The following is a 21,352-nucleotide window of genomic DNA, read 5'->3' on the forward strand; positions in this document are numbered from 1 at the left end:
TTCTCAATATAGCGAGTGCGTGTTGCGCTCAATGTGTTCTTGGGTAATGCGACCAAACATCTTGTAATAACACCACGCGGTATAAGCCAAAATGATCGGTACAAAGATCATTGCGGCCACGGTCATCACCCGTAGCGTCAGCAGGCTGGAGGTGGCATCCCACATTGTCAGGCTGCTGCCCGGCACCGTGCTGGAAGGCATGATGAACGGGAACATGGCAACCCCCGCAGTCATGATGATGCAGGCCAGCGTGAGCGAAGAGCACACAAATGCCCACGCTCCCCTCTTACGACGCACACAGACAAGGGTCAATAAGGGCAATACAACGCCCAACAGCGGAAACAGCCACAGTGCGGGCGCGTGCTGGAAATTCGCCAGCCACGCGCCTGGTTGTTGCACCACCGCTTTGCCCAAGGGGTTAGAGGCCGCATGGTGATCCACAACGCTATTTAACACATAGCCATCAATACCGTACTTCACCCATGCGCCGGCCAGCGCGAATCCTACCAGCGTCACCAGCGCGCTGATCTGCGCCGTGCGCCCCGCGCGCTGGTGCAATTCCCCCTCGGTGCGCATCAGCAGATAGGTTGCTCCTTGCGTCAAAATCATCGCCACGCTGATCGCCCCCGCCAGCAGACCAAACGGGTTCAGCAGCTGAAAGAAGTTACCGGTGTAAAACAGTCGCAGATACGCATCCGCATGAAACGGCACGCCCTGTAGCAGGTTGCCGAATGCCACACCTATAACCAGCGGCGGAACACAACTGCCGATGAAGATCCCCCAGTCCCATGCGCCGCGCCAGCGCCTGTCCTCAATTTTTGAGCGGTAATCAAAGCCGACCGGACGAAAGAACAGCGACGCAAGCACCAGTATCATCGCAACGTAGAAGCCAGAAAAGGCGGCGGCGTAAACCATCGGCCAGGCAGCGAACAGCGCCCCACCGGCCGTAATCAGCCATACCTGATTGCCGTCCCAGTGCGGTGCAATCGCATTGATCATAATGCGCCGTTCGGTATCGGTGCGACCCAGTACGCGCGTCAGCATGCCAACGCCCATATCAAAGCCATCCGCCACGGCAAAACCAATCAGCAGAACGCCAATCAGCAACCACCAGATAAAGCGTAAAACTTCGTAGTCGAACATGATCGCTCTCCTTTATACGCGCGCAGGCTGTGTCGCCGCAGTGGCAACTTCGTGATGATAACGCCCGGTTTTAAGACTGCTGGGGCCGCGTCGCGCGAATGTGAACATCAGGTACATTTCTGCGATGAGGAATAGCGTGTAGAGCCCACAGATCAGGAGCATGGAGAAGAGAATATCGCCGGTGGTCAGCGAAGAGTTCGCCACAGCGGTGGGAAGCACCTCACCAATCGCCCACGGCTGACGGCCATATTCCGCAACAAACCAGCCGGACTCAATCGCGAGCCACGGCAGAGGAATGCCATACAGTGCCGCCTTGAGCAGCCATCGGCGTTGGCCAATGCGATTACGCACGACGCTCAGGAAAGCGAGCCCGATAATGGCCAGCATCAGTGCCCCACTGAGTACCATGATGCGGAAAGCAAAATAGAGGGGGGCAACCCGTGGTATAGAGTCTTGGGTCGCCTGTTGGATTTGGGCTTCGCTGGCATCGGCCACGTTCGGCGTGTATCGCTTCAGCAGCAGGCCGTAGCCGAGATCCTGCTTGCTGGCTTCGAAATCACGGCGTACAGCGGGATCCTGATTGCCCTCGCGCAGCGCGTTAAGCAGCGCATAGGCTTTCATGCCATTGCGAATGCGCACTTCATGCTGCGCCAACAGTTCTTTCAACCCTGTGACCGGTTTATCCACCGATCGCGTGGCGATAAGGCCGAGCAGATAAGGAATCTGAATCGCATAACGGTTTTCGCGCGTGGTTTGATTGGGCACCCCAAACAGCGTAAACGCCGCGGGCGCGGGCTGCGTTTCCCATTCTGCTTCGATAGCAGCCAGCTTGGTTTTTTGCACGTCGCCCATTTCGTACCCGGATTCGTCGCCCAACACGATGGCAGAGAGAATGGCGGCGATGCCAAAGCTGGCGGCAATGCCGAAAGAGCGTTTAGCAAAGGCCCGATCGCGTCCTTTGAGCAGATACCACGCGCTGATGCCCATGATAAACATGGCGCCCGCGGTATAACCTGCGGCCACCGTGTGAACAAATTTCACCTGTGCAACCGGGTTCAGTACCAGCTGGGAAAAACTCACCATTTCCATGCGCATGGTTTCAAAATTGAATTCCGATGCGATGGGATTTTGCATCCAGCCGTTCGCCACCAGGATCCATAAAGCAGACATATTTGAGCCCAATGCCACCAGCCAGGTTACGGCGAGATGTTGAACTTTTCCAAGGCGATCCCAGCCAAAGAAAAACAGCCCTACAAATGTGGATTCCAGAAAAAAGGCCATTAAACCTTCGATGGCCAGCGGCGCGCCAAAAATATCGCCGACATAGTGTGAGTAATACGACCAGTTAGTACCGAACTGAAACTCCATGGTCAGTCCGGTAGCCACGCCCAACGCAAAGTTAATACCGAATAATTTGCCCCAGAATTGGGTCATGTCTTTATATATTTGCTTGCCCGTTAATACATAGACGGTTTCCATTATTGCCAGTAAAAACGCCATTCCTAGCGTTAACGGCACAAACAGAAAATGATACATCGCCGTCAGGGCAAACTGTAAACGCGACAGCTCGACAACATCTAACATGATGACTCCTTGCTCCCTACGCGAGCGAACGCCGCGCACTCTGCCAACGGCAGTCATGACAGCGTAAAGTAAGATTCAGGAAGGACTGTTCATTCATTTCATCCGCCTAACCGGCAGCGCAACGCGCGCGAGTAAGGTTGATGAAAATTCCCTAAAAGACCGATCGCTTCACTCTGCTTCGTGCGGGAGGGGCGTGAGGGAGAAGGCTAAATTGATGCCATCGCGCCAGGCACAAGCCACTCAATTAACGGAAAAAAGAGTGAATTGATGCAGCGCAATTTATACCTGTTGAATCGTTCATCGCCAGCGATATAGTTGTTTATTTCCACGCCTTTATTGATCTGGATTAAGCCAAAAACTTTCCAAATATGTAGGGTAATAGGCGTTGTTAAAAAATTGTCACTCGTGGCGTAATTGTTCAGCGAGTTAATTACTTTTTGCGCAATTATTTAACGTTAACGCGTACAGACAGGACCGAAGACACGTTCATGGGTGCAGCACATCGGCGAGAAGAAAGTGAAGGCTTCACGACCCTGTTGCAAAAAAAAAGCCACCCGAAGGTGGCTTAAAGCACAAGCGATTGTGGCTTATTTAGCTGGCAACACGGCTTTTACTGCATCGCCGATGTCTGCCAGGCTGCGCACGGTTTTCACACCAGCAGCTTCCAGCGCGGCAAACTTCTCGTCCGCCGTGCCTTTACCGCCGGCGATGATGGCACCCGCGTGACCCATACGCTTGCCTTTTGGCGCAGTTACGCCGGCAATGTAGCCAACAACGGGCTTGGTCACGTGCTCTTTGATAAAGGCCGCCGCTTCCTCTTCCGCGCTGCCGCCGATCTCACCGATCATCACGATCGCTTCGGTCTGCGGATCGTCCTGGAACATTTTCAGGATATCGATGAAGTTAGATCCCGGAATCGGATCGCCGCCGATACCCACGCATGTTGACTGACCGTAACCGATATCGGTGGTCTGCTTAACCGCTTCATACGTCAGCGTCCCTGAACGTGAAACGATGCCCACGCGGCCTGGCTGATGGATGTGGCCTGGCATGATGCCGATTTTGCATTCGCCTGGGGTAATCACCCCTGGGCAGTTCGGGCCAATCATACGCACGCCAGCTTCATCCAGCTTCATTTTAACCGTGAGCATATCCAGCGTCGGGATGCCTTCGGTGATGGTGATGATAAGCTTGATACCCGCCTCGATCGCTTCCAGGATACCGTCTTTGCAGAACGGAGCCGGAACGTAGATAACGGTGGCCGTTGCGCCTGTGGCTTCAACCGCTTCGCGCACAGTGTTAAACACCGGCAGGCCCAAATGCGTGGTGCCGCCTTTGCCTGGCGTAACACCGCCAACCAGCTGCGTGCCATACGCCAGCGCCTGCTCAGAGTGGAAAGTTCCCTGGCCACCGGTGAAACCCTGGCAGATAACTTTGGTGTTTTTGTCGATCAGAATGGACATTATTTACCCTCCGCAGCAGCAACAACACGCTGTGCCGCGTCTGTCAGGCTGGTTGCTGCAATGATGTTCAGACCGCTGTCCGCCAGTTTTTTGGCGCCCAGCTCGGCGTTGTTACCTTCAAGACGTACCACCACCGGCACGTTAACACCCACTTCGGCAACTGCACCGATAATGCCGTCTGCGATGAGATCGCAGCGCACAATGCCGCCGAAAATGTTAACGAAAACCGCTTTCACGGCATCGTCAGACAGGATGATTTTGAAGGCTTCGGTCACGCGCTCTTTGGTTGCGCCGCCGCCGACATCAAGGAAGTTTGCAGGCTGACCACCGTGGTGTTTCACGATGTCCATGGTGCCCATCGCCAGACCCGCACCGTTGACCATACAGCCAATGTTGCCTTCCAGCGCGACGTAGTTCAGCTCCCACTGCGTTGCGTGAGCTTCACGAGGATCTTCCTGGCTTGGATCGCGCATTTCGCGCAGCTCAGGCTGACGGAACAGGGCGTTACCGTCTGCACCCAGTTTACCATCCAGGCAGATCAGATCGCCCTGCTTGGTAATCACCAGCGGGTTGATCTCGACCATGGCCAGATCGCGCTCCAGGAACATGGTTGCCAGGCCCATGAAGATTTTGGTGAACTGGCTGACTTGCTTACCGGTCAGACCCAGTTTGAACGCCAGCTCACGGCCTTGATAAGGCTGAGGACCTGTTAACGGATCCAGCGCCATTTTGTGGATCAGGTGCGGGGTTTCTTCCGCCACTTTCTCGATTTCCACGCCGCCTTCAGTCGATGCCATGAAGATCACACGACGCGTCGCGCGGTCAACCACTGCACCCAAGTACAGCTCTTGATCGATATCTGTCGCCGCTTCAACCAGGATCTGATTCACTGGCTGACCGTTTGCGTCTGTTTGGTAGGTGACCAGGCGCTTGCCCAGCCAGTTTTCAGCAAATGCACGGATATCTTCTTTGCTATTCACTACCTTCACACCGCCCGCTTTACCGCGGCCACCGGCATGAACCTGACATTTAACTACCCACGGGCCAGCGCCAATTTTAGAGGCGGCTTCTTCTGCTTCACGTGGCGTAGTACAGGCGTAGCCAGTGGGTGCCGGCATACCATACCGCGCAAACAACTGCTTCGCCTGGTATTCGTGTAAGTTCATGATGTTCTATCCATTCAGGTCTGAAAAGATTATAAATTTGGGCACATCACGCGGTGACGTGCCCGGCGAAAATTAGACATCCAGCAACAGACGCGCAGGATCTTCCAGCATCTCTTTCACGGCCACCAGATAACCCACGGATTCGCGGCCATCAATCAGGCGATGATCGTAAGAGAGCGCCAGGTACATCATCGGCAGAATCACTACCTGACCATTCACCGCCATTGGACGCTCTTTAATGGCGTGCATGCCCAGAATGGCGCTCTGCGGTGGGTTAATGATTGGCGTAGACATCAGCGAACCAAATACGCCACCGTTGGTGATGGTGAAGTTACCGCCGGTCAGTTCTTCAACGGTGAGCTTGCCGTCACGACCTTTGACTGCCAGCTCTTTAATTTTTTTCTCGATGTCCGCCATGCTCAGCGCATCAACGTCTTTGAGCACTGGCGTAACCAGACCACGCGGGGTGGATACGGCAATGCTGACGTCGAAGTAGTTGTGGTAAACCACATCTTCACCGTCAATCGACGCGTTCACCTCTGGGAAACGTTTCAGCGCCTCAACCACCGCTTTGATATAGAAAGACATAAAGCCCAGACGCACGCCATGACGCTTCTCGAACGCGTCACCGTACTGCTTACGCAGGTCCATGATAGGCTTCATGTTGATTTCGTTGAACGTGGTCAGCATCGCGGTACTGTTTTTTGCTTCCAGCAGACGCTCAGCCACGCGCTTGCGCAGACGGGTCATTGGAACGCGTTTTTCACTGCGGTTTGACACCGCAGGTTGCGCAGTCGCGGCAGCAGCCGGAGCGGCTTTACCGCCTTCCGCTTTCTTCGCCAGATGTTTCTCAACATCTTCCCGCGTCAGTCGACCACCCACGCCAGTGCCTTTGATTTGGCTGGCATCCAGATTGTTTTCAGCAATCAGGCGACGCACCGCTGGGCTCAGCGCATCGTTGCTCTCTTCTTCCAGCGACGCGGTCTGGCGCTGTGCAGGTGCGGACTCGTTGCTCTCAACCTTCGCTGCCGTCTCTTTACCGCCGCTGTTGCCTTCTTTCAGGCGTCCCAGCAGCTGGCGTGACGTCACGGTTGCGCCCTCTTCTTCCAGCACCGCTTCCAGAATACCGTCGGCTGAAGCAGGGACTTCCAGCACGACTTTGTCCGTCTCAATTTCAACCAGAACTTCGTCGCGGCTCACGGCGTCGCCAGGTTTTTTGTGCCACGTTGCAACCGTTGCGTCCGCTACGGATTCAGGCAAATCGGGAACCAGAATTTCTACGCTACTCATTTTCTTTCCTTTTAATTAACCAAGGTTCAGCGCGTCGTTAACCAGGTCTTGCTGCTGTTGTTGATGTACGGACATGTAGCCCACGGCTGGTGAAGCAGAAGCCGGACGGCCCGCGTAACGCAGGGACGCACCAAAGGGAACCACTTCGCGGAAATGATGCTGACTGCAATACCATGCGCCCTGATTCAGCGGCTCTTCCTGACACCAGACAAAATCCTGGACATGGGCATAATCTTGCAACGCGGCCTGCACCGCTTTATGCGGGAACGGATAGAGCTGTTCAATACGCACAATCGCCACGTCGCGTTGTTCATTCTTGCGACGCTGTTCCAGCAGGTCGTAATAGACCTTGCCCGAGCACAGCACCACGCGTTTTACCTGTTTTGGATCGAGGTCGTCGATCTCGCCAATCGCCGGTTGGAAGCTGCCGTTGGCCAGCTCTTCCAGGCTTGAGACTGCCAGCGGATGACGCAGCAGCGATTTCGGCGACATCACGATCAGTGGGCGACGCATACCGCGCAGCGCTTGGCGACGCAGCATGTGATAAACCTGCGCAGGCGTTGAAGGCACGCACACTTGCATATTCTGTTCAGCACAGAGTTGCAGGTAGCGTTCCAGGCGCGCAGAAGAGTGCTCTGGCCCTTGACCTTCATAGCCGTGCGGCAGCAGCATCACCAGACCACACATGCGGCCCCACTTCTGCTCACCCGAGCTGATGAACTGATCGATGACGACCTGAGCACCGTTGGCGAAGTCACCGAACTGCGCTTCCCAAATGGTCAGCACGCGCGGCTCGGCAGTGGCATAGCCATATTCAAACGCCAGCACGGCTTCTTCAGACAGGACGGAGTCCCAGACTTTGAATTGTCCCTGGCCATTGTGGATATGGTGCAGTGGGGTATAAGTGGAACCGTTGGACTGATTATGAATAACCGCGTGGCGGTGGAAGAAGGTTCCGCGACCGGAGTCTTCGCCAGAAAGACGAACCGGAATACCCTCATCAACCAGCGTGGCGTAGGCGAGGTTTTCCGCACCGCCCCAGTCAAACAGCTTGTTACCTTCCGCCATTTCTTTGCGGTCGTTGTAGATTTTCGCCACGCGAGACTGCACTTCTACCGCTTCAGGGATGCTGCTGATACGGCGTGCCAGCTCTTGCAAACGCTTGAGGTCAACCGTTTCAGGGTAGCTCTCATCCCATTCATGGTTGAGATAAGGCGACCAGGTAAAGGAGTGCAGGCTCATCGGACGCCATTCCGGCACGACACATTCGCCCTCATCCAGCGCATCACGATAGAGATTCACCAACTCGGTGGCCACTTCTTGCGTTGCCACACCTTCGCTTTCCAGCTGGTCAGCATAGATTTTGCGCGGCGTAGGATGCTTTTTGATTTTTTGATACATCAACGGCTGGGTTGCACTTGGCTCATCAGCTTCGTTGTGACCATGGCGGCGATAGCAGACCAGATCAATAAAGACATCGCGCTTGAAGGTATTACGGTAATCCAGCGCCAGGCGCGTGACAAAGGCGACAGCTTCAGGATCGTCCGCGTTAACGTGGAAAATCGGCGCCAGCACCATTTTACCGATGTCGGTGCAGTACGGCGTAGAACGTGCATCCTTGGGATTGGATGTGGTAAAGCCGACTTGGTTGTTGATGACGATACGGACGGTGCCGCCCACTTCATAACCGCGCGCCTGCGACATGTTCAGGGTCTCTTGTACCACGCCCTGACCGATCACTGCCGCATCACCGTGGATCGTGATAGGCAACACTTTGTTACTGCTCGGCTCGGCCAGTCGGTCCAGACGGGCGCGTACCGATCCCATTACTACCGGGCTCACGATTTCCAGATGCGACGGGTTAAACGCCAGTGCCAAATGCACTAAGCCACCTTCCGTTTCCACGTCAGATGAAAAGCCCATGTGGTACTTCACATCGCCCGTGCCAAGGTGCTCTTTATGTTTACCGGAAAATTCGTCGAACAAATCTTGGGGTTTTTTACCCAGAACGTTGATTAACACGTTCAGGCGACCGCGGTGGGCCATCCCCAATACCACTTCACGCGTGCCGCTTTTGCCGGCATGGCGAATCATTTCGCGCAGCATCGGCACCAGCGCATCGCCGCCTTCCAGCGAGAAGCGTTTCGCGCCAGGGAACTTAGCACCGAGATATTTTTCCAGGCCTTCCGCTGCGGTCAGCTCTTTCAGGAAACCTTTTTTCTCTTCGCTGCTGAACGAAGGCTGGCCCACCACAGATTCGAGACGCTGCTGGATCCAGCGCTTCTCTTCCGTGTTGTTGATGTGCATATATTCTGCACCAATTGAGCCGCAGTACGTTTTTTTCAGCGCGTCGAACAGATCAGCCAGCTTCATGGTCTCTTTGCCAATGGCAAAAGAACCTACGTTAAAGCTTTCCTGAAAATCGTCGTCGGTGAGGTCGTGGAAGGCCGGGTCTAAATCGGCTACCCGATCCTGCTTCCACAGGCCGAGCGGATCAAGGTTAGCGTGCTGATGGCCGCGGAAGCGGAACGCATTGATCAGCTGCAGCACTTTAACCTGTTTGGAATTGGTTGCCGGATCGGAGACTGTCGATGTATAGCGGGTGGCATCTTTTGCAAGGCGACGGAAATATTCACGCGTAGTGGAATGAAACTGCTCAGGTTTCACGCCAGTGCCGGGCAATTGACGGAAGAGTTCACGCCACATTTCATCAACAGAGTCAGGATCGGTCAGGAAATCCTCATAGAGCTGCTCTATGTAGGATTGGTTCGCGCCGGCCAGCCAGGAAGAGTCCAGCCAGGGTTTCATCGCGCTGTTCTGCATTGTGATCCCTTAAGCATTAATCTGCTTTTTATGAGGTTTCATTTGTTGCCGCTTACGCGACTTGCCGTAGTGAGTTCAGCGATACGAACCTGTGCGCTACCGGCGCCTGGCCCGTAAGGGAACCTTGATAAGCGTGGTAACTACCGCGCTTATCAAGGCTTCCGTAAACGGGTGGAGACCGCGGTCTCCACCCATTACTTCCGTTGTTACGCCCCGCGTTGCAGCAGCATCGATTTAATGTGACCGATAGCGCGCGTGGGGTTTAATCCTTTCGGGCAGACACTGACGCAGTTCATGATACTGTGGCAGCGGAACACGCTGAACGCATCGTTAAGGTTGTCCAGACGCGCATCCGTTTCGGTGTCACGGCTGTCAATCAGGAAACGATACGCGGCCAGCAGACCTGCCGGTCCAATGAACTTGTCCGGATTCCACCAGAACGACGGGCATGACGTCGAACAGCAGGCACACAGGATACACTCGTACAAGCCATCAAGATGCTCACGCTCGGCAGGCGATTGCAGGTGCTCGCGTGCCGGAGGATTTTCGCCATTATTCAACAGATAAGGCTTAATCTTCTCATACTGGGTATAAAACTGGCTCATGTCGACCACAAGGTCGCGTACCACGGGTAATCCGGGCAGCGGTCGGATGACAATTTTTTTGCTGCCGTTGCCTAACGCAGAAACGGGCGTAATGCAGGCCAAGCCATTTTTGCCGTTCATGTTCAGGCCATCTGAACCGCACACGCCTTCACGGCAGGAGCGACGAAACGCCAGCGTAGGATCCTTTTCTTTCAAACGGATCAGCGCGTCCAGCAGCATCATGTCACGTCCGTCTTCCGACTCCAGCGTGTAATCCTGCATGCGCGGCTTGTCATCGACTTCCGGATTATAACGATAAATTGAAAATTCGAGTCTCATGCTGATCTCCGCGATTAGTAGGTACGCGCTTTGGGCGGGAAGGCCGCACGCAGTTTCGGTTGCATATTCACCTCACGGCGCGTCATGCTCTCCGTTTCCGGCACATACAGGCTGTGGCACAGCCAGTTAGCATCATCACGCTCTGGATAGTCGAAACGGCTATGCGCGCCACGGCTTTCGGTGCGGAAGTTAGCCGCCACCGCGGTTGCGTAAGCGGTTTCCATCAGATTGTCCAGCTCAAGGCATTCAATGCGCTGCGTGTTGAAATCGGGAGAACGGTCATCAAGACGCGCATGTTTCAGGCGCTCACGAATGACTTTCAGCTCCTCCAGCCCTTCGCGCATGGCATCGCCTTCGCGGAAAACAGAGAAGTTGTTCTGCATGCAGCGCTGCAGCGCCTTACGAATTTCAACAGGATCTTCGCCGGTAGTGTTGTTTTCCCAGCGGTTGAAGCGTGACATGGCAGCGTCAATCTCATCCTGCGTTGCATCACGCAGCTCGCCCTGCTCTTCAATGCACTCCATCAGGTGCACGCCCGCTGCGCGGCCGAATACGACCAAGTCAAGCAGGGAGTTACCACCCAGACGGTTTGCACCGTGCACCGATACGCAGGCGATTTCACCGACGGCAAACAGGCCCGGGATGACTTCGTCTTCGCCTTGCGCGTTGACGCGCAGCGCCTGACCGGTCACTTTGGTTGGAATGCCACCCATCATGTAGTGACAGGTTGGAATCACCGGAATAGGTTCTTTGATGGGATCAACGTGCGCAAAGGTACGTGACAGTTCAAGGATGCCCGGCAGACGCGATTCCAGCACTTCGGCACCCAAGTGATCGAGTTTCAATTTGATGTGTGGACCCCATGGACCGTCGCAACCGCGACCTTCACGGATTTCCACCATCATTGAACGCGCGACCACGTCACGGCCTGCCAGATCTTTCGCGTTAGGCGCATAGCGCTCCATGAAACGTTCACCGTGTTTATTCAACAGGTAACCGCCTTCACCACGACATCCTTCTGTGACCAGCACGCCCGCACCGGCGATACCGGTTGGGTGAAACTGCCACATTTCCATATCCTGCACCGGTACGCCGGCACGCAGCGCCATGCCAACGCCGTCACCGGTATTGATATGCGCATTCGTGGTGGACTGATAAATACGGCCCGCGCCACCCGTAGCAAGAATGGTCGCTTTGGCTTTGAAATAGACCGTTTCTCCGGTCTCAATACAGATTGCGGTACAGCCGACGATAGCACCGTCTGCGTTCTTCACCAGATCCAGTGCATACCATTCGGAGAAAATGGTGGTTTTATTTTTCAGGTTCTGCTGATAAAGCGTATGTAGCAGCGCGTGACCGGTACGGTCCGCAGCCGCAGCGGTTCTCGCCGCCTGCTCGCCGCCGAAGTTCTTGGACTGACCACCAAACGGACGCTGATAAACGCGGCCATCTTCAAGGCGCGAGAACGGTAAACCCATGTGCTCCAGTTCCAGAATCGCTTCTGGCCCCACGTGACACATATACTCAATGGCATCCTGGTCACCGATATAGTCCGACCCTTTTACGGTATCGTACATATGCCATTCCCAGTTATCTTCATGGCTATTGCCAAGCGCAACGGTAATTCCCCCCTGCGCAGAAACGGTATGGGAGCGGGTTGGGAACACTTTTGACAACAGGGCACACGTCTGGCCCGACTGGGAGATTTGCAGAGCCGCGCGCATACCTGCGCCACCCGCGCCGATCACCACGGCATCAAATTCTCTAACTGGCAAAGTCATTTACACACCCCACACGACAACGGTTCCATAAATTGCATACGACAACAGCGCGACCACGATAACCAACTGGAGGATCAGGCGCGTCGCCAGCGGTTTTACGTAGTCGGTTAACACCTGCCACATACCAATCCAGCCGTGAATCAGAATGGAAAACAGCGTCAGTAGCGTAAACACTTTAGTAAATGAAGAGGCGAAGAAGGCCCGCCAGACGTCATACGTCAGGGTGTCGGTCATCACCACAAAACCGAGGAGGTAGATAATGTAGAGCGTAATCAGGATTGCAGAAGCACGTACTAATAGCCAGTCATGGATACCGTTACGTCCCAATGCAGAAGCGTTGCTTACCATACGAGGACTCCAGCCAAAATTGAGAGCACGACAGTGATAACAAAAACCGCTTGCGCGGTACGGGTTCCCACCTGCAGCGTTTCTGCCGTGTAGCCAAAGTCGGCCAGCATATGGCGAATGCCGCTTGCCGCATGATAAGCCAGCGCAGTCAAAATGCCCCACATGATGAATTTGGCAAAGAAGCTATCCATGATGGATGCCGCTTGCTGGAAACCTTCCGGAGAGGAGAGAGAGAGACCCAATAACCAGAGCAGAATTCCGAGGGCGACGAAGGTAATCACGCCGGAGACGCGGTGGAGAATGGATGATATTGCAGTCACGGGAAACCGGATCGTCGAGAGATCCAAGTTAACAGGTCTTTGTTTTTTCACGGTTTTGCCCACACAGCTCTTTTTATTGTGCTTCCTCCGGTCCTGAGTTGCAGCAGAGCACAGCGCGTGTTCAGACAGCAACCGCCACCAAAATAGCAACATCCAGTGTTAAATGAAGCGGGTAAAACGCTGGGTGGCTCCTGGTGTCAGGGTATTCCGGAGACCTGGCGGCAGTATAGGCGGTTCACATTCTGATTACAATTCCCCTACAAACTGTTTGGTCACATTTAAGCTGAACAGTGATCTTACTCACGATTTTTACAAATCGTGCATTTTTAATTATCTGATTTGACAAAAGATCAACAATTCAGTTACAAACTATGGCGTTAAATTCCTATGATGCGCAAAAGTTATGGGGATACACTTTCCCCTAAGCTCAAGTTATGTAACATTGCCGACATGAGCAACAAAATGCATCAGGTTATTGGTTACCAAGAAGTTATGTCGAGACAGGATCTTTAACATCCGCAATTTCAGCATGTCATGCCCGTACGCCACCAACGAGACCGACACAATTTATTCACTCTGTGACCTTGCATTGTTAACGTTACCGTAAAGTGAAACTGTGAAGATTGTGGTTTTACGCAACATGAAGACTAATCTGGTGTCTAAGATCCTTACCTACTCAGGCGCTATGGAGACGAAAAATGACAGATAAAAAAGTGACGCTAACCCTACAAGACAGCAATGCTATTGAACTGGATGTGATGCAAGGCACGCTGGGACAGGATGTTGTCGATGTCCGCGCTCTTGGTTCAAAAGGCCTGTTCACCTTCGATCCTGGCTTCACCTCTACTGCGTCATGCGAATCCAAAATCACCTTTATTGACGGTGACGAAGGCATCCTGTTGCACCGCGGATTTCCTATTGATCAACTGGCGACACACTCCAATTATCTTGAAGTGTGCTATATCCTGCTGAACGGTGAAGCACCGACGCAGGCACAGTTTGAGGAATTCCGTACCACCGTGACGCGTCATACCATGATCCATGAACAAATTACCCGTTTGTTCCACGGTTTCCGTCGCGATTCACACCCCATGGCCGTGATGTGCGGCGTGACTGGCGCGCTGGCGGCGTTCTATCACGATTCATTAGACGTGAACATTGAGCGTCATCGCGAAATCGCCGCGTTCCGTCTGCTGTCTAAAATGCCGACCATGGCTGCCATGTGTTACAAGTATTCCATTGGCCAGCCGTTTGTTTATCCGCGTAACGATCTCTCTTATGCGGGTAACTTCCTGCACATGATGTTCGCGACGCCGTGTGAAGAGTACAAAGTGAATCCGGTGCTGGAACGCGCGATGGACCGCATCCTGATCCTTCATGCCGATCACGAGCAAAACGCGTCCACCTCTACCGTACGTACCGCTGGCTCATCAGGCGCAAACCCGTTCGCCTGTATTGCGGCAGGTATTGCTTCGCTGTGGGGACCGGCGCACGGCGGTGCCAACGAAGCGACGCTGCGTATGCTCGAAGAGATCAGCACGGTCGATCATATCCCAGAGTTTGTCCGCCGCGCCAAAGACAAGAACGATTCCTTCCGCCTGATGGGCTTTGGTCATCGCGTTTACAAAAACTATGACCCGCGTGCCACCGTGATGCGTGAAACCTGTCACGAAGTATTGAACGAACTGGGTATGAAAGACGATCTGCTGGAAGTGGCGATGGAGCTGGAGCACATTGCACTCAACGATCCGTACTTCATTGAGCGCAAACTGTATCCAAACGTCGATTTCTATTCCGGTATCATCCTGAAAGCCATGGGTATTCCGTCGTCCATGTTTACCGTTATTTTCGCCATGGCGCGCACGGTAGGCTGGATTGCGCACTGGAAAGAGATGCACGACGAAGGCATGAAAATTGCGCGTCCACGTCAGCTTTACACCGGCTATACCGAGCGCGAGTTCACGTCAGCGCTGAAAAAATAATCACTCAGGGCGGGTTATCCCGCCCTGCTTACTTCTGGCATCCCGGACACCAGTAAAAAGGCCGCGATGACAGCACGCCCTTCTCAATAACACTTCCGCAGCGTCGGCACGTTTTGCCTTGTCGATGAAAAACCTCAAAGCGAAATGCCGCCTCGGCATGATACTTTTTCATACTGCCCCGCATTTTGTACGACAAACGCGGTACAGCCAGCATCGCCTGACTGAGACGATCCAGCTGCGTTTCATTTAAATCCTGCGCCCGATGCTGCGCCAGCAATTCCGCATGCCATAAGATTTCCACGCGCAAATAATTGCCCAGCCCGGCCAGAAAAGCCTGGTCCAGCAGCAACCCACTAAACTGGCGGCGGCGAAACTGTGCGGAGAGTAAACGTTCGCGCACCGCTTGCTCGGTGAGCGTGGCATCCAGCACGTCCGGACCGACGCGCTGCAGAAAAGGGTGCGCCGCAAGCGTATCGGCATTCAATAACGCAATGTCAGAGGCGCTATAAAGCAAAATTGTCTGATCCGCGTTCGCCAGGCGCACCCGCAGCTGCCGATTCGTTTGCAGTTCAGTGCCAGTAGGGACGACGCGCCACACGCCATAAAGCTGATTATGGCTGTATAACGTCAACCCGTTGGAGAAGTGCGTCAGCAGCGCCTTTCCACGCGTCTCAAAAGCATTAATCGTTTCCCCTAATAGCGCGGGCTCATAGGTTTTTAGCTGGGGAAACGCAAACCACACGTCGATAAGCGGCTTGTCACTCATCGCCGCCGCCAGCTGATCCGCCGCGCGGCGGATCTCCGGTCCTTCAGGCATAACGGCTCCTGTTAATGCGTCGCACCGCCTGAGGCGCGAATATCCTGATGAGTGCGCAGTATCACGCGCAATGTGGTTTCCAGGGCCTGGATAACCGTGGCGCTGGCCATACTGGGCGCGCCTGCGTGATGGACAGCCTGCTCCGGCATATAGGGAATGTGCAGGAAGCCCCCGCGGGCTGTGCTCTGCGTCGTGTTGATCCAGTGCAGCAGACGATACATAACGTGATTACAGGTAAAGGTCCCTGCGGTTTGTGAGACCGACGCGGGCACGCCCGTCTGCTTTAACGCCGCCACGATCGCCTTGATCGGGAGCGTCGCAAAGTAGGCGGCGGGACCGTCGGCCACGATAGGTTGATCGATAGGCTGCTGCTGCGCATTATCAGGAATGCGGGCGTCATCTACGTTGATCGCCACGCGTTCTACCGTGATGTCGCTGCGCCCGCCTGCCTGCCCTACGCTCAAAATGAGATCGGGCTTCAGCGCATCTAAGGCCTCTTGCAGCACGTCGCCACAGGTGGCGAATACCACCGGGAGCTGCCGAACCTCAATCCGCGCACCGTCGATCACCTGGCCTTCAAAGCGGCGCACGGCTTCCCAAGAAGGATTGAGCACTTCGCCACCGAAAGGTTCAAAGGCGGTCAGTAATACCGTTTTCATGGCAACCTCACAGGAACATCATGAACCAGAGCAGGAAAATATTTATCACCAACAGTAGCACACCGGTAGGGATCTGGGCTTTGATCACCGCGTTTCGATCGGGCAGCTCCAGCAGTCGCGCCGGCACAATGTTAAAATTGGCCGCCATCGGCGTCATCAGTGTGCCACAGTAGCCCGAAAACATCCCGATTGCCGCCATTACCGCCGGATTGCCGCCGTGCTGTAATACCAGAATGGGAATACCGATGCCCGCCGTCACGATAGGAAATGCGGCAAAAGCGTTGCCCATAATCATGGTCAACAGCGCCATACCGATGGCGTACACGGCAACCGCCACCAGCCGATTATTCACCGCCAGATAATGCTCGGTAAGATGTGAAATAGTCGTTCCGACCCCCGCAGTGGTAAACAACAACCCCAGCGTCGCCAAAATTTGCGGCAAAATAAACGCCCAGCCCACTGCATCCAGCAGCCGCCGCGTTTCCTGCATCGACTGCAGCGGCTTTTCCTGCGTAAATTTTAGCGCCAACAGCCAACCCAGCAGACAGCCTACCATCATCGAAAACAGCGTGACCAAGGTGGCGTGGTTGCCCGGCCCAAATACACGCGTTTGCAGATCGGGCAGGTGATTAAACGCCAGAACACCGAGTACGGTGACAACAGGAATCGCCAACGCGGGCAGGAACAGTTTGTTGCCAAGTCGCTGCGCGCTCGCCTCTTTTTGCGTATCACTGCGCTCCGCGTAGCTTCCCAAGCGCACGCCGCCAAACCCGGCAATTAACGCCATGATCACCACTGCAATCCCCACGCCAATATTCAGCGCACGTTTGCCCTGTGCGGCATCGTCCGCCCACTGTGCCGCGAACGCGTAGGCCCCGTCTCCAATCAGGAAGATCAGACCATAGAGCGCCCAGAATAGCCCCGTCGTGAAACGCCGAGGGTTCGCTTTATCACGCCACGACAGCAGCGCCACCATCAGCAAGATCGCGCCGGCCAGCCACATTAAATACTGTTGTTCAAACATTATTTCTCTCCTCTGGCGTGCAGCGCCTGCTGGTTAAGCGCACCGAGTTCACGTGCCAGTTGGCGATCCAGGCGGATCAGGCGGGCGGAATGAATGAGGAAGGCGCAAATCGCAGTGGGAATGCCCCACAGCGCGATGTGTAACGGTTCCGTGCTGATGCCTGCCGATTCCTGCATAAAGTTGTGCATAAAAATAATGGCACCAAACGCGACAAAAATGTCTTCGCCAAAAAACAGGCCCACGTTATCCGTTGCGGCAGACATGGCGCGCAGGCGTTGGCGTACCGCGGGTGATATCTCACCGTAGCGGTTTTCGGTTGCGCCTTCCGCCATCGGTGCCAGCAACGGGCGTACCATCTGCGGATGACCGCCGAGGCTGGTCAGCCCCAGCGCGGCCGTGAGTTCACGTACCAGCAGATACACGATCAGCAGCCGCCCCGCCGTGGCGGTTTTGATCTGCGCGATCCAGGTTTGCGCCCGCTGTTTCAGACCATGGCGCTCCAGTAGACCGATAACCGCGAGCGGCAGCAGCAAGATCAACGGCAGATTGCGGGTATTCAAAAAGCCCGCGCCCAGCTTCTCTAAAATGTCGGCGATGGGCATATTTGCCGCAATACCGGTGACAAACCCGGCCACGATCACCACTAAAACCGGGTTAAAACGTAAAACAAAGCCCAACACGATGGCCGCGATGCCGAGCAATGGCCAAAGATTAACGACGCTCTCCATGGTTTTCCCCTGATGAACAATGAAAAAGCCCGGCCATCAGGCCGGGCGACTAATACATTATGATGCGCTACTGACTTCAATCTGATGCGTCTCAAAGGCCATGCGCAGCGCACGCGCGAACGCCAGTGCGTGCGGCCCATCACCGTGCAGGCAAACGGTTTCCGCATTCACATTCACCCACTCGCCGCTGACGCTTTTCACCTGGCGCTGTTGCACCATCGCCAGCGTCTGTGCCAGCGCCTGTTCGGCATCGTCGATCATCGCGCCGGACTGACCGCGCGGCACTAGCGCGCCACTGGACAAATAGCCGCGGTCAGCAAACACCTCTTCGCGCGTGCGAAGCCCGTAATGCGCACCGGCGGCGATCAGCGCGCTACCCGCCAACCCCACCAGCAGCAGCGCCGGATCGATGGCGTACACCGCGCGGGCGATGGCATCCGCCAGCGTCCGATCGGCGGCAGCCTGGTTGTACAACATGCCGTGTGGCTTGACGTGTACCAAGCGTGTGCCCTCACTTTCGGCTATGTTTTTCAATGCGCCGATCTGATACAGCATCTGCGCGTAAACCGTTTCTGGCGGCAATTGCATTGCGCTGCGACCAAAATTTTCGCGATCGGGAAAGCTGGGATGGGCGCCGACTGCCACGCCAGACGCCTTCGCCCAGCGCACGGATTGCAGCATCGTGATTGCATCACCCGCGTGAAAACCGCAGGCAATATTCGCAGAGCTCACCAGCGCTAACAGCGCACGATCGCTCTCACTTCCTTCACCGAGGTCGGCATTAAGATCAATCTTCATGTGACAGTCCCCAAGCAATATGATCAAGGGCGCGCTGCTGCTGCTGCATGGCAAGCCGCGCCTCATCCAGCGTGCAGTGGATAAAATGAATGGGATCGCCAAGTCGTATCTGCGCCAAATGGTAGAGATCGGCTTCAATGACGCAGGCGATACGCGGATACCCCCCCGTGGTCTGCGCATCTGCCATCAGAACGATAGGCGATCCCTGCGGCGGCACCTGAACCACGCCGGGAACCAGGCCATGCGACAGCATCTCCCTGGGTGCATCCAACGTCAGTTCTCGTCCCTGTAAGCGATAACCCATACGATTGCTTTGTGGACTGAGCTTCCACGGCGTGCGCCAGAACGCTTCCTGCGATTCATGGCTAAAGGCGGTGTATTCTGGCCCAGGCAGCGTGCGCAGGCGATTACCCCACAGCAGCTGGCGCACGCCCGCCTTGCGGGTAAAGCGTCTCGTCGGCTTGCCCAGCGGCAACCTGTCGCCATCCTGCAACTTACGTCCCTGCCAGCCGCCAAAGCCGGCTTTGAGATCGGTGCTGGATGAACCGAGCATCTCCTCCATCGCCAATCCACCGTCGATAGCCAAATAGCTACGCATACCGCTTACGGGTGTGCCCAGCGTCAAGACTTGACCTTTTTTTACCGGCCAGCGCCAGCCCGTCCACACCGGTTTGCCATCCAGCTCCGCCTGGCAATCCGCGCCGGTTAACGCAAACCAGCCCGCCCGCCTGAACTCGGCTTTGAACTGGCCCAGCACGATCTCCAGTACCGCACCGCTCTCTGGATTACCCACCAGCAAATTGGCGGTGCGCATGGAGGGTCGATCGAGTGCGCCACTGAGGCTAATACCAAACTGTCGCCAACCGGGTCGACCACCGTCCTGTACCGAGGTCATGAGTCCTGCGCGTAAAACAGTTAGCATATGCCCTCCTTTTGCGGCACAAAGCGCACGCTATCGCCGGGACGTAGCAGCGTGGGCGGCTGCTGGCGCGGATCAAACAGCGCAAGCGGTGTATGCCCAATCAGCTGCCAGCCCCCCGGCGCCGCCAGCGGATAAATGCCCGTCTGGCTACCGCCGATTCCCACCGAGCCCTGCGGCACGCTGAGTCTTGGCTCGGCCCGGCGCGGCGTATGCAACCGTTCATCTAGTCCCCCCAGATAGGGAAAACCCGGCTGGAAGCCAATAAAGTAGACCACGTAGTCAATGCTGCTGTGTAGCGCCACCGCCTGCTCTACTGATAAGCCGGCATGTTCTGCTACCCACGGCAGATCGGGTCCCTGTGGTCCACCGTACACCACAGGGATCTCCACGCGCTGCGACTCCGGCTGTTGTGTTTCACTCTCTTCCCACCAGCGCTGTAAGCGCTCAACGGTCTCCTGCGCGTTATGCTGCGGATCGCGCAGTAACAGCGTCAGGTTATTCATCCCTGGGATCGCTTCTTCTATCTGCGCATTGTGCTGTAGCTGCTGGCAAAGCCCCCAAATACGCTGCTGGCTGCTTAGCGACAGCGGGGGTTCCAGCTCCAGCACCACGGCGCGTTCGCCCAGTAGATAACACCGTGCTCGTTGCAAACCTGACCTCCTGGTGATGTTAAAAGCGCGCGCAAGCTACTGGCGCAAAAAGAAATAAATAATTGATATGACAATAGGCGGCAGGTAGCAGCCTAAAGGAAAGACACTACGTTATGCGAAAGTGACAGGGATGTGTCAATGATTTTGCGCCTTTAAAACGAGGTTAAAGGCGCAGGAGAAGGATTTTACGCTGGGTTATCAATGTCAATGAAGGTCACGTCGAGACCGTGTTGCTGCGCCAACCACTCGCCCAGCGCTTTGATGCCGCCGCGCTCGGTAGCATGGTGTCCAGCCGCGAAAAAGTGAATACCCTGCTCGCGCGCGCTGTGAATAGTTTGTTCCGACACTTCACCCGTAATAAAGGCATCAACGCCAAACGCGGCCGCGCTGTCAATAAAGCCTTGACCACCGCCGCTGCACCAGGCAATGCGCTTGATGTGCGCAGGCGCATTATCACCACAATGCAAAGGCGTCCGTCCCAGCTTAACGGCAATTTTTTCGGCCAGCGCCTCACCGCTCAGCGGCTCGACCAGTTCGCCCCAAGGTACCAAGGGTTGAACCTCGCCTTTGACCTCGATGTCAAAGAGCGCGGCCAATTGAGCGTTGTTGCCCAGTTGCGGATGCGCATCCAGCGGCAGGTGCCAGCCATACAGGTTAATGTCGTTGGCTAGAAGCGTGCGCAAACGTTGACGCTTCATGCCTTTGATCAGCGGGGATTCGCTTTTCCAAAAATAGCCGTGGTGCACCAGCACCGCATCTGCCTGACGTATCACCGCTTCTTCTAACAGCGCCTGGCACGCGGTTACGCCGGTGATCACCGTGCGAATCTCTGCGCGTCCCTCAACCTGAAGGCCGTTCGGTGCGTAATCGCTAAACGCGCCGGTATTCAGTTTTTGATTAACAATATTTTCTAATTCAAGATTATTCATCG

At 55.3% G+C, this 21,352-nt stretch carries 19 protein-coding genes; 1 reads left to right on the forward strand and 18 read right to left on the reverse strand.

Features of this window, described 5'->3' with window-relative positions; all coding sequences use genetic code 11:
- Window positions 1-3: 3 nt before the first annotated feature.
- From cydB to sdhC, 10 genes are all read right to left on the reverse strand, one after another.
- Entirely contained in the window at window positions 4-1,143 is a 1,140-nt protein-coding gene (gene cydB, locus LU196_RS01735) for a cytochrome d ubiquinol oxidase subunit II (RefSeq protein ID WP_232758012.1), read from the reverse strand.
- A gap of 12 nt (window positions 1,144-1,155) precedes the next feature.
- Window positions 1,156-2,727 carry a cytochrome ubiquinol oxidase subunit I gene (gene cydA / locus LU196_RS01740; protein WP_232758013.1) on the reverse strand — a complete coding sequence of 524 codons (1,572 nt, stop codon included), beginning with the start codon at window positions 2,725-2,727 and terminating at the stop codon, window positions 1,156-1,158.
- A gap of 587 nt (window positions 2,728-3,314) precedes the next feature.
- Window positions 3,315-4,190, reverse strand: a complete 876-nt coding sequence (gene sucD / locus LU196_RS01745; RefSeq protein WP_232758014.1) for a succinate--CoA ligase subunit alpha — start codon at window positions 4,188-4,190, stop codon at window positions 3,315-3,317.
- Window positions 4,190-5,356 (reverse strand): ADP-forming succinate--CoA ligase subunit beta, encoded by a 1,167-nt coding sequence (gene sucC, locus LU196_RS01750; RefSeq protein WP_006118458.1) that lies wholly within the window; start codon window positions 5,354-5,356, stop codon window positions 4,190-4,192. Before sucC ends, sucD begins: the two co-directional genes overlap by 1 nt.
- Window positions 5,357-5,428: 72 nt before the next feature.
- A complete protein-coding gene (gene odhB, locus LU196_RS01755; protein WP_232758015.1) occupies window positions 5,429-6,646 on the reverse strand; it encodes a 2-oxoglutarate dehydrogenase complex dihydrolipoyllysine-residue succinyltransferase in 1,218 nt (405 codons plus the stop codon).
- Between the two features lie 15 nt (window positions 6,647-6,661).
- Window positions 6,662-9,469, reverse strand: coding sequence for a 2-oxoglutarate dehydrogenase E1 component (sucA, locus tag LU196_RS01760; RefSeq protein ID WP_232758016.1), 2,808 nt, complete (start codon window positions 9,467-9,469; stop codon window positions 6,662-6,664).
- 206 nt (window positions 9,470-9,675) lie between these two features.
- Entirely contained in the window at window positions 9,676-10,392 is a 717-nt protein-coding gene (locus tag LU196_RS01765; protein WP_232758017.1) for a succinate dehydrogenase iron-sulfur subunit, read from the reverse strand.
- Between the two features lie 14 nt (window positions 10,393-10,406).
- A complete protein-coding gene (sdhA, locus tag LU196_RS01770) occupies window positions 10,407-12,173 on the reverse strand; it encodes a succinate dehydrogenase flavoprotein subunit (RefSeq protein ID WP_232758018.1) in 1,767 nt (588 codons plus the stop codon).
- Window positions 12,174-12,521, reverse strand: coding sequence for a succinate dehydrogenase membrane anchor subunit (gene sdhD / locus LU196_RS01775; protein ID WP_232758019.1), 348 nt, complete (start codon window positions 12,519-12,521; stop codon window positions 12,174-12,176). It abuts the gene before it with no gap.
- A complete protein-coding gene (gene sdhC / locus LU196_RS01780; RefSeq protein ID WP_232758020.1) occupies window positions 12,515-12,904 on the reverse strand; it encodes a succinate dehydrogenase cytochrome b556 subunit in 390 nt (129 codons plus the stop codon). Before sdhC ends, sdhD begins: the two co-directional genes overlap by 7 nt.
- 635 nt (window positions 12,905-13,539) lie before the next feature.
- Here sdhC and LU196_RS01785 point away from each other — a divergent pair.
- Complete coding sequence (locus tag LU196_RS01785) at window positions 13,540-14,823, forward strand: citrate synthase (protein WP_232758021.1); 1,284 nt, start codon at window positions 13,540-13,542, stop codon at window positions 14,821-14,823.
- A 28-nt stretch (window positions 14,824-14,851) separates the two neighbouring features.
- Here the strand turns inward: LU196_RS01785 and nei are convergent, their stop codons facing one another.
- The 8 genes from nei to LU196_RS01825 all read right to left on the reverse strand — a co-directional run bounded on the left by nei (window position 14,852) and on the right by LU196_RS01825 (window position 21,350).
- On the reverse strand, window positions 14,852-15,640 hold the full coding sequence (gene nei / locus LU196_RS01790; RefSeq protein ID WP_232758022.1) for an endonuclease VIII: 789 nt from the start codon (window positions 15,638-15,640) through the stop codon (window positions 14,852-14,854).
- 11 nt (window positions 15,641-15,651) lie between these two features.
- Window positions 15,652-16,299, reverse strand: coding sequence for a pyroglutamyl-peptidase I (pcp, locus tag LU196_RS01795; protein WP_232758023.1), 648 nt, complete (start codon window positions 16,297-16,299; stop codon window positions 15,652-15,654).
- Window positions 16,300-16,306: 7 nt separating this feature from the next.
- Window positions 16,307-17,326, reverse strand: a complete 1,020-nt coding sequence (locus LU196_RS01800) for a DUF979 domain-containing protein (RefSeq protein ID WP_232758255.1) — start codon at window positions 17,324-17,326, stop codon at window positions 16,307-16,309.
- Window positions 17,323-18,051 (reverse strand): DUF969 domain-containing protein, encoded by a 729-nt coding sequence (locus LU196_RS01805; protein ID WP_232758024.1) that lies wholly within the window; start codon window positions 18,049-18,051, stop codon window positions 17,323-17,325. The genes LU196_RS01800 and LU196_RS01805 overlap by 4 nt, the downstream gene beginning before the upstream one ends.
- A 57-nt stretch (window positions 18,052-18,108) precedes the next feature.
- A complete protein-coding gene (gene pxpA, locus LU196_RS01810; protein ID WP_232758025.1) occupies window positions 18,109-18,849 on the reverse strand; it encodes a 5-oxoprolinase subunit PxpA in 741 nt (246 codons plus the stop codon).
- A complete protein-coding gene (pxpC, locus tag LU196_RS01815) occupies window positions 18,839-19,771 on the reverse strand; it encodes a 5-oxoprolinase subunit PxpC (RefSeq protein ID WP_232758026.1) in 933 nt (310 codons plus the stop codon). Before pxpC ends, pxpA begins: the two co-directional genes overlap by 11 nt.
- Window positions 19,765-20,421, reverse strand: a complete 657-nt coding sequence (pxpB, locus tag LU196_RS01820; protein WP_232758027.1) for a 5-oxoprolinase subunit PxpB — start codon at window positions 20,419-20,421, stop codon at window positions 19,765-19,767. Before pxpB ends, pxpC begins: the two co-directional genes overlap by 7 nt.
- A 185-nt stretch (window positions 20,422-20,606) precedes the next feature.
- Window positions 20,607-21,350, reverse strand: coding sequence for a type 2 GTP cyclohydrolase I (locus LU196_RS01825; RefSeq protein ID WP_232758028.1), 744 nt, complete (start codon window positions 21,348-21,350; stop codon window positions 20,607-20,609).
- Window positions 21,351-21,352: the final 2 nt, after the last annotated feature.

Source organism: Pantoea sp. Mb-10 (assembly GCF_021272205.1).
Lineage (GTDB): Bacteria > Pseudomonadota > Gammaproteobacteria > Enterobacterales > Enterobacteriaceae > Pantoea.

Excerpts from the sequence above, each read along its gene's own strand:
- cydB (WP_232758012.1), bottom strand. The coding sequence starts at position 1,143 with ATGTTCGACTACGAAGTTTTACGCTTTATCTGGTGGTTGCTGATTGGC.
- cydA (WP_232758013.1), bottom strand. The coding sequence starts at position 2,727 with ATGTTAGATGTTGTCGAGCTGTCGCGTTTACAGTTTGCCCTGACGGCG.
- sucD (WP_232758014.1), bottom strand. The coding sequence starts at position 4,190 with ATGTCCATTCTGATCGACAAAAACACCAAAGTTATCTGCCAGGGTTTC.
- sucC (WP_006118458.1), bottom strand. The coding sequence starts at position 5,356 with ATGAACTTACACGAATACCAGGCGAAGCAGTTGTTTGCGCGGTATGGT.
- odhB (WP_232758015.1), bottom strand. The coding sequence starts at position 6,646 with ATGAGTAGCGTAGAAATTCTGGTTCCCGATTTGCCTGAATCCGTAGCG.
- sucA (WP_232758016.1), bottom strand. The coding sequence starts at position 9,469 with ATGCAGAACAGCGCGATGAAACCCTGGCTGGACTCTTCCTGGCTGGCC.
- LU196_RS01765 (WP_232758017.1), bottom strand. The coding sequence starts at position 10,392 with ATGAGACTCGAATTTTCAATTTATCGTTATAATCCGGAAGTCGATGAC.
- sdhA (WP_232758018.1), bottom strand. The coding sequence starts at position 12,173 with ATGACTTTGCCAGTTAGAGAATTTGATGCCGTGGTGATCGGCGCGGGT.
- sdhD (WP_232758019.1), bottom strand. The coding sequence starts at position 12,521 with ATGGTAAGCAACGCTTCTGCATTGGGACGTAACGGTATCCATGACTGG.
- LU196_RS01785 (WP_232758021.1), top strand. The coding sequence starts at position 13,540 with ATGACAGATAAAAAAGTGACGCTAACCCTACAAGACAGCAATGCTATT.
- nei (WP_232758022.1), bottom strand. The coding sequence starts at position 15,640 with ATGCCTGAAGGACCGGAGATCCGCCGCGCGGCGGATCAGCTGGCGGCG.
- pcp (WP_232758023.1), bottom strand. The coding sequence starts at position 16,299 with ATGAAAACGGTATTACTGACCGCCTTTGAACCTTTCGGTGGCGAAGTG.
- LU196_RS01805 (WP_232758024.1), bottom strand. The coding sequence starts at position 18,051 with ATGGAGAGCGTCGTTAATCTTTGGCCATTGCTCGGCATCGCGGCCATC.
- pxpA (WP_232758025.1), bottom strand. The coding sequence starts at position 18,849 with ATGAAGATTGATCTTAATGCCGACCTCGGTGAAGGAAGTGAGAGCGAT.
- pxpC (WP_232758026.1), bottom strand. The coding sequence starts at position 19,771 with ATGCTAACTGTTTTACGCGCAGGACTCATGACCTCGGTACAGGACGGT.
- LU196_RS01825 (WP_232758028.1), bottom strand. The coding sequence starts at position 21,350 with ATGAATAATCTTGAATTAGAAAATATTGTTAATCAAAAACTGAATACC.